The sequence below is a fragment of the Novimethylophilus kurashikiensis genome, from assembly GCF_003112435.1.
Taxonomy (GTDB): domain Bacteria; phylum Pseudomonadota; class Gammaproteobacteria; order Burkholderiales; family Methylophilaceae; genus Novimethylophilus; species Novimethylophilus kurashikiensis.
Genome location: NZ_BDOQ01000002.1, coordinates 501,910 through 514,653, shown reverse-complemented (window position 1 = coordinate 514,653; position 12,744 = coordinate 501,910). Strand labels below are relative to the sequence as shown.

9 protein-coding genes are annotated in these 12,744 nt (G+C 57.9%); 3 read left to right on the top strand and 6 right to left on the bottom strand.

Going from position 1 to position 12,744, the window contains the following annotated elements; translation table 11 throughout:
• The first annotated feature begins 195 nt into the window (after positions 1-195).
• On the top strand, positions 196-1,986 hold the full coding sequence (locus NMK_RS03580; protein WP_109014367.1) for a DEAD/DEAH box helicase: 1,791 nt from the start codon (positions 196-198) through the stop codon (positions 1,984-1,986).
• Position 1,987: 1 nt separating this feature from the next.
• Here NMK_RS03580 and NMK_RS03575 read toward each other — a convergent pair whose 3' ends face one another.
• The 6 genes from NMK_RS03575 to smc are packed head-to-tail and all read right to left on the bottom strand — an operon-like array spanning position 1,988 to position 10,833.
• Complete coding sequence (locus NMK_RS03575; RefSeq protein ID WP_109014366.1) at positions 1,988-2,863, bottom strand: tetratricopeptide repeat protein; 876 nt, start codon at positions 2,861-2,863, stop codon at positions 1,988-1,990.
• On the bottom strand, positions 2,860-3,648 hold the full coding sequence (gene cysQ, locus NMK_RS03570; protein WP_370848366.1) for a 3'(2'),5'-bisphosphate nucleotidase CysQ: 789 nt from the start codon (positions 3,646-3,648) through the stop codon (positions 2,860-2,862). Before cysQ ends, NMK_RS03575 begins: the two co-directional genes overlap by 4 nt.
• A gap of 2 nt (positions 3,649-3,650) precedes the next feature.
• Positions 3,651-5,699: an NAD-dependent DNA ligase LigA gene (gene ligA, locus NMK_RS03565; protein WP_109014364.1), complete on the bottom strand. Its 2,049-nt coding sequence runs from the start codon at positions 5,697-5,699 to the stop codon at positions 3,651-3,653.
• Between the two features lie 20 nt (positions 5,700-5,719).
• On the bottom strand, positions 5,720-6,976 hold the full coding sequence (locus tag NMK_RS03560; protein ID WP_109014363.1) for a cell division protein ZipA C-terminal FtsZ-binding domain-containing protein: 1,257 nt from the start codon (positions 6,974-6,976) through the stop codon (positions 5,720-5,722).
• A 1-nt stretch (position 6,977) separates the two neighbouring features.
• Positions 6,978-7,325 carry a DUF3147 family protein gene (locus NMK_RS03555; protein WP_109014362.1) on the bottom strand — a complete coding sequence of 116 codons (348 nt, stop codon included), beginning with the start codon at positions 7,323-7,325 and terminating at the stop codon, positions 6,978-6,980.
• Position 7,326: 1 nt separating this feature from the next.
• The gene (gene smc, locus NMK_RS03550; protein ID WP_109014406.1) at positions 7,327-10,833 is read right to left on the bottom strand and encodes a chromosome segregation protein SMC; all 3,507 of its coding nucleotides are present in this window, start codon (positions 10,831-10,833) and stop codon (positions 7,327-7,329) included.
• A 121-nt stretch (positions 10,834-10,954) separates the two neighbouring features.
• Here smc and NMK_RS03545 point away from each other — a divergent pair, with 121 nt between their 5' ends.
• Together NMK_RS03545 and NMK_RS03540 are read left to right on the top strand one after the other, a co-directional pair.
• Positions 10,955-11,338, top strand: a complete 384-nt coding sequence (locus NMK_RS03545; RefSeq protein ID WP_109014361.1) for a four-helix bundle copper-binding protein — start codon at positions 10,955-10,957, stop codon at positions 11,336-11,338.
• 155 nt (positions 11,339-11,493) lie between these two features.
• Complete coding sequence (locus NMK_RS03540; protein ID WP_109014360.1) at positions 11,494-12,708, top strand: NnrS family protein; 1,215 nt, start codon at positions 11,494-11,496, stop codon at positions 12,706-12,708.
• The last annotated feature ends 36 nt before the right edge of the window (positions 12,709-12,744 follow it).

Below are 12,744 nucleotides of genomic sequence, written 5' to 3'. Positions count from 1 at the left end.
GCGTCACTTCGCATAATGTATATTATGTTAAATAATGGATGCATGGAAAATAACTAGCATTCATTCCGGCGAATCAACACCCTCTCTTGTCTTTACGTCTAGCCAGTTGGGATATCAGGGGTTAGCCGGCTGCATCCCTTATAATGTCGATATCACTTCACCTTCGGCTTTATGCCGATTCATGGAAAATATCGCATGGCTACCCAGATTGAACGCTTCGACCAGTTGGACCTTTCCAGCGGGCTTCTAAAATCCCTGGAGGAAATCGGCTACGAGACGCCTTCGCCTATCCAGGCGGCTTGCATACCGCCGTTGATGGATGGTCGGGATATTCTGGGACAGGCGCAGACCGGTACTGGCAAGACGGCGGCTTTTGCGTTGCCCTTGCTTGAAAACCTTGATTTAAGCGATTTGCGCCCGCAAGTCCTGGTTCTGACACCTACACGGGAACTGGCAATTCAGGTGGCCGAAGCATTCCAGAGCTATGCGCGACATTTGCCCGGTTTTCACGTGCTGCCGATCTACGGCGGTCAGAGCATCTTCCTGCAATTGCGCCCCTTGCAGCGCGGCGTGCATGTCGTGATCGGGACCCCTGGCCGGGTTATGGATCATATTGAGCGCGGCAGCCTGCTACTTGAGCATTTGCGCACCCTCGTCCTGGACGAGGCTGATGAAATGCTGCGGATGGGTTTTATCGACGACGTGGAATGGATCCTCGAACATACGCCTTCGAGCCGTCAAACCGCCCTGTTCTCGGCCACCATGCCGGACCCGATCAGGCGTGTTGCACACAAGCATTTGCGCGACCCGCTGGAGGTCAAGATCAAGAGCGCCACCTCGACCGTCGAAGCCATTCGCCAGCGATATTGGCAAGTGAGCGGCCTGCATAAGCTGGATGTGTTGACGCGTATCCTGGAGGTGGAAAACGAATTCGAAGCGGCGATTATTTTCGTACGCACCAAAACTGCCACGGTCGAACTGGCTGAAAAACTGGAAGCCCGCGGTTATGGCGCAGCAGCATTGCATGGCGACATGACCCAGCCGCTACGCGAGCGCGTCATTGAGCAACTCAAGGAAGGCTCGCTGGATATCGTCGTGGCGACCGATGTGGCGGCGCGAGGCATCGACGTCTCGCGTATCACGCACGTCATTAATTACGACATTCCCTACGATACCGAATCTTATGTGCACCGTATCGGCCGTACGGGGCGCGCAGGCCGGACCGGCAACGCTATCTTGTTCGTTTCGCCACGCGAAATGCGCATGCTCAAGGCCATCGAGAAAGCCACCAAACAGAAAATCGAGCCTTTGGTACTGCCAACGCTGGAAGCCGTAGAGAACCGCCGCATTACACAGTTCAAGCAACAAGTGCTGGACGTGATCAATACGGAAGGCCTGGAATTCTTCGGCGAGGTTGTGGCTCAGATTGAGCAGGAACAGAACATCAGCGCCCATGAGATCGCCGCGGCGCTGGTGTGCATGGTGCAGAAAGAGCGCCCTTTGCAGCTGGTCGATAAAAAGGCGCCGAAGGCCGAATTTGCACCGGAGCCACGCGAAGAGAGAAAGGAAAGGTTCGATAAAAAACAGCGTACTAAAGGCGATTTTTCACAAGTCAAAATGGTGCTCTATCGCCTCGAAGTCGGCCGCAACCAGGATGCCAGCCCCAAAGATATCGTCGGCGCTATCGCCAACGAAGGCGGTATCGAAAGCAAGTATATTGGACGTATTGCCCTGTATGACGACTACAGTACGGTGGAACTACCCGACGGCATGCCCAAGGAAATCCTCATGCAACTCAAGAAGGCCCGCGTGCGGCAGCGACCGATGAACCTGAGCTTGGCGGAACAAAGCGGTGATTGGCGCGAGGAAAAACCGCGCAAGCAAAAATACGAAGGGCGCCGCGACGAGCAGCGCCCTGGAGCTGATACCCGAAAAACTTCTGACAAGAAGAAGTTTTCGGATAAGAAAAAATTCAATAAGCGCTGATTTACTGCTTCAATTCCAACGCGATCTGGTTGCCCAGCGCCTGGGCACCGATCTTGTTGGAAAGGCCGAGTGCGTTTTGCAACAAGGACTTCGCCTGTTCCGTATTGCCGCGAGCCCGTTCCATGCGGCTTTGATACAGCATGGTGCGCGCTTGCCAATAATCGCTGCCCGCCCCCTGCGCCAGCTTGAAGGTCTCGTTGAGTTCACGTTCGGCGCGGGCAAAATCCTTGGCCTTGGTGGCGATTGCCGCTAGTTCTACGCGAGCGTTGAGGTAGTGGTCGGCGTCCCCGCTTCGCTCTTCCATCAATACGCTCTTCAGTTGGTATTCGATAGCCTTGTCGTGCTCGCCTAATTCACTGTAGGCGGAAGCAATCAACTGATTGCATTCGGAGCGCTCATTATCGTTGGCAGCACTGGGGGCTGCTTTCAAGAAACGTTCCAGCGCTCCCTTGGTATCTCCTTTCGATTGAAGGAGTTGGCCGCCTTCATTCAGGTTAACCATGATGCCCTGCTGCTGCTTGATCTGCTGAGCAATTTGCAAGCTGCGGTCGTAACTGGCTAGGGCTTCATCGGCCTTTTCGGCACCTTGCAGTGCCCGTGCCTGGAAGGTCACGGCAAGCATCTGCTGAAAATCATCCTTGGTCGCCTTCTCGGCCTCGGCAAACGAGGTGACAGCGCGTATAAAATCATTGCTGGCGAGTTGAGCCTTGCCGCGGCACATCACGCCATCATAATCTTTGGCTTGTTTTCCAGCTTCAGCAGCGCGAGCGAAGTCCCCGGTGTTAAGCGCTTTCTGGCAAGCCTGACCAGCATCATCCGCCAGCACAATGTTAGGTAACGCTGCAAGAAAAATCAGCAATGCCTTGTTTTTAATCATAAGTATTGCGTCCAATCGTGGTCGCCCGACCCTACCGCAAAGAAATGCGGGTTGAGCAGCGACTCCTTCAGGTTGTATTTGAACGGCTGCCCATCCATGCCGACCAGCCTGCCGCCGGCTTCTTCCAGGACGCATTGCGCGGCCGCCGTGTCCCATTCCGAGGTCAGCCCCAGGCGGGGATACACGTCGGCGCGCCCTTCTGCGACCAGGCAGATTTTGAGCGAGCTTCCCATGCTGATGAGGATATGCGGGCCCATGCGGTCCAGAAACCGCAGCAACTCTTCGCTGGCATGCGAACGGCTACCAGCAACTGTCACCTGGTAGGACTCGAATTCGCGAGCCTTGATCGGCTGCGGCGGCTTGTGGCCGAACTGCCGGAACGCGCCGTATCCCTTGGCTGCATAAAACAGCAGGTTGAGGGCCGGGGCGTATACCACGCCCATCACCGGCTGGTGATGCTCGATCAGCGCAATATTGACCGTAAATTCGCCGTTTCGTTTAATGAATTCGCGCGTGCCATCCAGCGGATCGACCAGCCAGTATTTATCCCATTGCCGACGCGTGGCGAACGGAATGGCGGCCGACTCCTCGGAGAGCACGGGTAGATCGGGCACCAGGGCGGAAAGCCCGGCTTCGATGATCTTGTGCGCGGCCAGGTCGGCCTGGGTGAGCGGCGAATTGTCTTCCTTGCGCTGCACCTCGATGCCTGCCTGATAGTGCTGCATGATCGCCTCGCCTGCCTGTCGGGCAATGGCGATTACTTGTTCGATAGTCGTTTGCGGCATGGTCATGCGTTTCCCCCCAGCATTTCCAGCAATGCGGCTTCGTCGAGTATGGTAACGCCGAGCTCCTCTGCCTTGGCAAGCTTGCTGCCTGCCTCAGCCCCGGCCACCACGTAATCGGTTTTCTTGGATACGCTGCCCGCGACCTTACCGCCGGCGGCTTCGATTTTCTCCTTGGCCTCATCGCGAGACAAGGTCGGCAGCGTGCCGGTCAGGACCAGGGTTTTTCCGATGAAAACGCCGGATTGATTGGTCGCAGGCGCGCCCTCTTCCCAATGTACGCCCAGTTCGCGCAGTTGCCCGATGATGTCGCGGTTATGTGTTTCGGCGAAAAACTGCTGGATGGACTCGGCGACGATGGGTCCGACGTCCGACACTTGCTGCAAGGCCTCGATGTCAGCGTTCATGAGCGGTTCCAGCGCGCCGAAATGGCGAGCGAGATCCTTAGCCGTGGCTTCTCCCACGTTGCGGATACCCAGGGCATAAATAAATCGCGCCAGCGTAGTGCTGCGGCTTTTCTCGATGGCGTCGAGCAGATTCTGAGCGGACTTTTCGCCCATGCGCTCAAGACCGGCTAACGTAGGCAAGTCGAGGCGGTAAATATCCGAAAGCCGGTGAACATGGTCGTGATCGACCAGTTGCTCCACCAGTTTGTCGCCCAGTCCTTCGATATCCATCGCACGGCGGCCTGCAAAATGCAGGATGGCCTGCCGGCGTTGGGCGGCGCAGAACAACCCTCCGGTACAGCGCACGGCGGCCTCATCCGGCAGGCGAACGGCATGCGAACCGCACACTGGGCAGGCATGGCCGATGGCATCCAACAAATTGTAAGCCTGGGCATCATTCGGGCGTCGATTGAGGATGACCGAGACGACTTCTGGAATCACGTCCCCGGCGCGCCGTACGATGACCGTATCGCCGATTCGCACGTCCTTGCGGTCGATTTCGTCTTGATTGTGCAAAGTGGCGTTGGTGACGGTGACGCCGCCGACGAACACAGGCTGCAGTCGCGCCACCGGCGTAATGGCCCCGGTGCGGCCGACTTGAACGTCGATGTTTAGTACCGTCGTCATTTCTTCCTGCGCCGGGAACTTGTGCGCCACAGCCCAGTGCGGCTCGCGCGAGCGGAAGCCCAATTCGCGCTGCAACGCCAGGCTGTTAACCTTGTAGACCACGCCGTCAATGTCGTACGGTAGGCTGTCGCGTTTAGCCGCAACGGCTTCATGAAAAGCCACCAGGGCTTCCGGCCCCTTGCCTACGATGCGTTCCCGGCATACAGGAAAACCGAATGCCTGCAAGGCGTCCAGCAGTTCGCCGTGAGTGGCCGGGAGGTTCCAGCCCACGGTTTCGCCCAGCCCGTAGACGAAAAACGACAGCGGCCGCTGTGCTGCCAGTTTGGAATCGAGTTGGCGGATGCTGCCCGCCGCACCGTTGCGCGGATTGACCAGTGTCGCCTTGCCCTGTGCACGCTGGCGCTCGTTGTAGCGTTCGAAATCCGGGCGGCTCATGTAGACCTCGCCGCGTGCTTCCAGCACGGGGGGCACGTCGCCCTTCAAGCGCAGAGGAATCTGTCTAACGGTACGGATGTTGTGAGTGACGTCCTCCCCCACTTCGCCATCCCCACGCGTTGCGGCTTGGACCAGCAAGCCGTTTTCGTAGCGCAGGCTCATGGCCAAGCCATCGAACTTGAGTTCGGCCGCATACTCGATGGCCGGATCGGTTGGCTCAAGCCCGAGCTTCTTGCGAACCCGGAGATCGAAGGCACGTGCACCGTTCGCCGTGATGTCCGTCTCGGTCTCGATCGACAACATGGGCAACTTGTGGCGCACCGGTGTGAGCTCGGAAAGTACGGCACCCCCTACACGCTGGGTGGGCGAGTCCGTGGTTTGCAGTTCGGGATATTGCGCTTCCAGTGCTTGCAACTCGCGGAAGAGGCGATCGAATTCAGCATCCGGGATTTCGGGCGTATCCAGGACATAGTAGAGATAATTATGGCGCTCGATTTCCGCACGTAATTGCGCGGCTCGCTGCGCCGAGGCTTCAGGGACTGCCATGAGGCTCCGTCAGGTAAAAATCACGAGAATAAACGCAGTGCTGCCGAGCTGCCCGGTACGATATGGCGCGACAGCATGCGCGAATAGATGGCCTTGAGCTGCTGGCGAATCTTGTCGATTTCGCTGTCACCCAGCTGCTGTTGGTTCTCGTCGGTGAGCTTGGTCGCCAGCGCTGTTTCCAGCTTGCGCCCCAGCATCACCATCTGGTTGAACACTTCGATGCCGTTACCGACGCGCGGCACGTCCATCATGAGCATGACGCCGTTGAGCATCGAGGTACGCAGCGATTCCACGGTCAACGGGCGGCGATCCAGGCTGGCGAGCACGAAAAGCTCAGTGCCGTGCTCGTCAATGAAGTGGAAATAGCCGTCGTCCTTGAGCGTGAGGCCGCTCGCTTCTGCCAAGCCGCGCAGCTTTGTGCCGGCAAAAGGACCGCTGCCGCTGGAAAGCTGCAGGTTGATCATCACGTCCACGTCGATACAAAACTGGTCGAGGTCGCGCGCATATTGCAGCGGGTCGCCGTGCTCGCGCCATTCCAGCGCCCCGCCGACGCGTTCGGTGAGTTCTTCTACCTTTGCATGGAAATTGCGCAGGTCTTCGCCGTGTGCCGGACCGCCGCGATCAGCCAGTTGCAGCGCACAGATGATATGAGTGAATTCGGTCTGCTCGTGTTCCTTGGTCACGACATAAGCGTCGCCATTGGCGTCACGCCCCATCCAGCGCACGGATTTCTGAAATGCCGGTAGCGGCAGCAAGGCTTCGCGGATGGTCTGGCCGGTACAGATGCGGTTGGGCGTGATGATGGCGATGACGTCGATCTGCTCGTCTACATTGGACGGCAGCGCGATGTTTTGCACCGGCGGCGCTGTGGGGTTGCTGATCCAGGGATCGGGTTCGAGTTCGTCCGCGATGATTTCCGGTTCGGGGGCTGGGTCCAGCTTCAAGTCCAGTGGGGCTTCGTTCTCGATCTCTGTAATCACCGGTTCTTCGATGATCGCTTCCGGCACGACCTCTACTTTTACTGCAGAGATTTCTTCGTCCAACGCGCGAATCGCGGCGGGATCAATATGAAAGTCGTCGTCGAAATCTCGCTTGGATTTTTCAGCCACGACCCTGGGCTCGGTGGCCAGCTCATCCATGAGCACATCGTCGATAGGCCCTTCGAAACGGCGCACCATCTCGCGTTTGATGTTGCGCTCCTGCCACCAGTTGTACAGCAGCACCGCCAGGATTATAAGGGCACCGAAAGAGATCAGGCCGATTTGCAATTGACTCATGTTAAGGATTAACCCCGATTTTTTTGAGCAAAGCCATCATCAACAGATAGCACGCAAACATGATTGCCAGTGATATAGCCAAGCTCAACCAGAAGTTCATCCGCATGCGCAGCAGCCACGGCAATGCGATGAAAAACGAGAGCGACGGCAGCACCAGCCAGAAAATATCGATGGAAAGCGCGGCGATTTTTTGCGTGTCGCGCGTGTCCACATAAAGCCAGACTATAGCCAAGAGCGAGGTTAATGGCAAAGTTGCCAGCAAAGCGCTCATCCAGCCGCCGCGCTTGGCCAATTCGGAAATAAGCACGATCAGCCCAGCGGACATTAGTATTTTGACGAGAGTATACATCCTACGCGGCTTCGGCCATGCGCATGGCCTCCTCTACGTCGACTTCCACAACGCGCGAAACGCCGGACTCCTGCATGGTGACTCCCACTAGTTGCTGCGCCATTTCCATGGCGATCTTGTTGTGCGAAATGAAGACGAATTGGGTGAATTCGGACATTTTCTTCACCATCGCGCAAAAACGCTCGGTATTGCTGTCGTCCAAGGGCGCGTCCACTTCGTCCATCAGGCAGAACGGCGCCGGATTGAGGCGGAACAGCGCAAACACCAGGGCCAATGCCGTCAACGCCTTCTCGCCGCCGGAAAGCAGGTGGATGGTGCTGTTTTTCTTGCCGGGTGGCTGGGCGAAGACCTGGATGCCGGTATCGAGGATTTCATCTCCCAGCAGTTCCAGCCGCGCATTGCCGCCGTTGAAGAGGACAGTGAACAGCTCTGCGAAATTGCGGTTGACTTCTTCAAACGTGACTTGAAGGCGGCTGCGGGTTTCGCGGTCGATGCGACGGATGGCTTCTTCCAGCGTTTCGATGGCGGCGTTGAGGTCCTGAGCCTGCGCATCGAGATAACCGGCCCGCTCGCGTTCGCTGACCAGCTGTTCGATCGCAGCCAGGTTGACTGCGCCCAGCGCATCGATCTGGCGTTGCAGGTCTTCCGCTCGGCGCAGCATGTCCAAAGTCCGTGCGGCCTTGTCCAGCATGGGTTCCAAGGCCAATTCGTCCACGCCGCTCAATGCTTCTGCGCAGTGCTCGAAGTGCAGGCGAGCCTCCTGTTCGGCGAGGCGCGATTGCTCCAGCTTGTCGCGCAACGGATGCAGGGCATGCTCGGACTGCATGCGGCGGCGATCGACATCGAGCTGCTGGTTTTCAACGCCAGCCATCGCATTGCGCGCTTCAGCCAAGGATTCCTCGCGCTGTCGGCGAGTTTCCACGGCGCTTTCGAGCATGTGCTTCAATGCCACCAGATCGTGAGCGCCGCGCTGGGAAAGGGCTTCCTGCAATTGACTGTCCAGCCCGGATTTTTGTTCATTCAATACTTTTAAAGTATTTTTTATTTCATTGATTTTATTTATTATTGTGTTGCGTGAAAATTCTGCATCACGCGCATTGTGTTCGGCCTGACGCAAGACGTCGCGTGCTTGTGACAAGGTCCGATCCGCCTCGGTGAGTGCGTTGCGTTTCTCGTCGCGTTCCTGGCGGAGACGTCGCAGAGTTTCTTCCTGCTCGGCGTTGCCGGTTTGGGTTGCCAGCAGTTGTGCTTCGCCCTCCTCGATTTGCCCCGCAAGTTCCTGCAACTCTCGCGAAAACTGCATCAAACGTTCTTCGGCGTGCTGGCGCTGCTGACGTAGGCGCTGCACTTCCATGGTCAGGTTGTGTTGCTGCTGGCTGGCTTGCCTGTGCGACTGGCGTTGGTCGTTGAGGTCGCGGCGGGTTTGCGTGAGGCTGTCCTGCAAGGTCCTCAAGGCTTGTTCGGCTTCTGCGAGCGCCCCTTGTTGCGTGGGAAGCTGCTGTTCCAGCATCTCCAGTTCGCGCTGGCGTTCCAGCACGCCGCTCAAGGCCGAGCCCGGCGCATACAGCCGGGTGCTGGTACGGCTGACAAGATGGCCGTCGCGTGTCGCCAGCCATTCGCCGTCGCGCAGTTGGTCGCGGTGTTGCAGTGCTTCCAAATGACTGTCGCAGACATACACCCCGGCGAGCCAGTCGTGCACGATGACGCCGATATCGTCCGCGAGCGGTGTGACCAGCGTAGCCAGACGCGTCAGGCCATTGCCGTAATCATCGCGGGTCGCTGCCGGCGCCGGCGCGCAAAAAACAAATGGTGCGGGCGGCTGGCTTAAGTGTTCGATCTTCGCCAGCGTATCCAGCAGCAAGGCGTTGAGGCGTTCGCCCAGCACGCTTTCCACGGCGGTTTCCCAGCCGGATTCCACCCGGACGGATTGCCAGAAGCGCGAATGACGCGATAAATCGTGCCGGTTGAGCCAGTCGCCGAGCTTGGCATCGCCGCCGACCGCCTGCTGGATCTTGCGTAGCGTGCCGAGTTGGGCTTCCAGCTGGGCGATGCGGCGCGATTGCTCGTGCATGGCTTGCTGGGCTTGCTGCAACTGGGTTTGTGCATTGGATTCCTGCTCTTGCAGGGTGGCGATACTGGTTTCCAGTGCGGCGGCTTGCTGTTGCGCTTGTTGCAGCTGGTTTTCCTTGGCGGTCAGCATGCCGATATCGGGCAGCACAACGCTTCTTTTCTCGGTTTCGAGGCGTTGCTTGCGTTGCAGGTGCTGGTCCAGCTGGCGGCGTTGATGCTGCAGGTTGGCGAGGCCGACCTGCAAGGCCTGCTCGGCCTTGGCCAGCGAGGATTGGGCCGCGCCCATGGCTTGTTGTGCTGCGCGTTGTTGTGCTTCGCGCTCGGGCAGCGCCTGGCGGCTCGTTTCCAGGAATGCTTGGGTGGCGATGCAGCGCTGTTCGGCTTCTTGCTGCATGCTCTCCTGCCGGTGAAGTTCGGCTTCGCGTTCCTGTTCCTGGCCGGCGGCGCGTTCGCGTTGAGCGGAAAGATCGCGGTGCCGGGCATCGGCACGGTCCACGGTTTCCTGTGCATGGCGCAATTGCTGCTCGACGTTGCTGAGCGCGGCGCTGGCTTCGTACAACGCGACTTGCGCCTGCTGCAAGGTGTCGCTGTGTTCGGTGTGTTGCAGGCGGATTTGCTCCAGCTCGCGTTCGGCTTGGCGCAGCGCTGCGGTTTCCGCCTCGAGCTCGTTGACGCCGGCATCCACCCGGCGTTTGGCTTTTTCCCACTCCCCCGCGGCATGACGCTTCTTGAGCAGCCAGGTGAGCTGGTTGACGGTGTCGAGCTGTTGCTTGAGGGCATGGTAATGCTGGGCGACCTCGGCCTGCGATTCCAGCAGCGTGATCTGTTTTTCCAGCTCGCGCCGGATGTCATCGATGCGGACGAGATTTTCGCGGGTGTCGCGCAGTCGCAGCTCGGTTTCGCGGCGGCGTTCCTTGTATTTGGAAACGCCTGCGGCCTCTTCCAGGAACACGCGCATTTCTTCCGGCTTGGCTTCGACGATGCGTGAAATGGTGTTCTGGCCGATGATGGCGTAGGAAGCGCGAGTGCCGACGCCGGTGCCCATGAATAAATCGGTGATGTCGCGCCGACGGACCTGCTGGTTGTTGATGATGTAGCTGGAGTTGCCGTCGCGTTCGAGCACGCGCTTGACTACGATTTCGGCGTATTGCGACCATTGGCCTGCCGCGCCGCCCAGACTGTTGTCGAAGTGCAGCTCGACGCTGGCGCGGGAGACCGGCTTACGGTTGAGCGAGCCGTTGAAAATGACGTCCTGCATGGAATCGCCGCGCAGTTCTCGTGCGCTCGATTCGCCCAGCACCCAGCGAATGGCTTCCATCACGTTGGATTTGCCGCAGCCGTTGGGGCCGACAATGCCCACACGCTGTCCGTGCAGATGCAGCGTGGTGGGGTCGACAAAAGACTTGAACCCGGCGAGCTTGAGATGGGTGAGGCGCAAGGGCATTCCACGTGGGCAAGGATGCCGCATTTTAACGAAACCCTATGTGCGGGATCAAACGTTATTCCCGGAGGCCTTTTGGAAGAATAAACCGTTCGTGGATGACTTAAGGAGATGTGTCATGGCTCATGAACAATACGCGGCCTGTATAGAGGCATGCATTTTTTGTGCGGAAGCTTGCGAACGCTGTGTTTCTGCTTCTCGAAGCGATCCCAATCACCCCCAGATGACCCATTGCAACACGCTATGCATGGATTGCGCTGATCTATGCCGCATAACCTCCAACTATATGTCGCGGGACAGCGATTTCGTCGATCTGGTGTGCCAGGATTGTGCGGAAGTCGCCGAATCTTGCATGCAGGAATGCATGAAATTCGATACCGAATACTGCCGCGATTGCGCCGATGCCTGCCGTCATTGCATGGAGGAATGCCTCAGGATGGGGACCATGCCGTTCAAGCCGGCCTCATTGATGAACGGTCGTTCTTACAACCTCGTCATGTGACTTGGTTGGTTTTCATCGTATAGACTTTAATTGTATGGAGCCGCAGCGAAAATGCGGCTCTTTTTTTGCTCATTGATGGATTTGCTGATTCATATATGGGATGAATATGTCCTGAATTTAGAGTAATCTACAATTTTTATAAACATTCATTGAATATGAATCTTCTAAAAACCTTTACTGCCACGCCACACCGGATGTTCTTCTTCGGCGGCGTCATGCAGTCGGTGCTGATCATGCTATGGTGGCTGATCGATCTCGGCGGTCGTTACGGCGGATGGTATCCGCCAATCTCGTGGTCGGTAGCTCCACCCGATGCGCATGCGTTCCTGATGCTGTTCGGGTTCTTTCCGTTTTTCATGTTCGGCTTTCTCATGACGGTCTATCCGCGTTGGATGAACGGCGAGGAAGTCGAGCCGAAGCTGTATATCCGGGCTTTCGTATCGATGGCCTCGGGTATCGTGCTGTTTTATGCCGGCCTGGCGTTTAAACCCTTGCTGGCCTTGGCTGCTTTGCTGTTCCTTGGCGGCTGGATCGTCGGGTTGTATGCCTTGCTGCGTGTGTATTTTCGAGCCCAGCATCCCGACAAGCGCCATGCCAGCATTACTAGTGTGGTCCTGGGAGTCGGCTGGTTGCTGACATTGGCCTGGTTTGTCGGCGAACTGGGCGACCGCCCTGCCCTTGTCGCATTGGCTAAAACAGGCGGTGTATGGCTATTGCTGCTGCCCGTATTCTTTTCGGTGAGCCATCGCATGATTCCGTTTTTTAGCGGAAACGTCATTCCGAATTATCGAATCGTCCGTCCTTACTGGGCGCTTGGGCTGGTCGTGCTGGGCGCGTTGCTGCATGCAGTGATGGAGTTGAAGGGCGTCACGTCCTGGCTTTGGCTGGTTGATTTTCCCATGGCGGTAACGGTAATCTACCTCACAGTATCCTGGCGGCTGGTCGATAGCCTGAAGGTGCCGCTCCTCGGCATGCTGCACATCGGTTTCGCCTGGTTGGGCGTGGCCTTTGCGTTGTTCGGAGTGCAGAGCCTGGCATCGATGCTGGGCTATAGCATTCTTGGGAAAGCGCCGCTTCACGCGCTGGCTTTGGGCTATTACGCTTCGATGACCCTGGCGATGGTGACGCGTGTCACCTTGGGGCACTCGGGACGGCCGCTTGTAGCGGATCGCCTAGTATGGGGGATTTTCCTGGTGTTTCAGCTGGTCGTGCTACTGCGCGTGGCTGCAGAACTGCCTGGCGTGGGTTTTCTTGCACGCAGCCATCTCTTCCTGTGCGCGGCGGGCTTGTGGCTGGCTTGTTTCGGGCTTTGGGCAAGGCGATTTGCCATGATGTACTGGTTGCCGCGTAGCGACGGCAAGCCCGGATAACAAAAAGCCCGCCGAAGCGGGCTTTTTTTCTGGCTG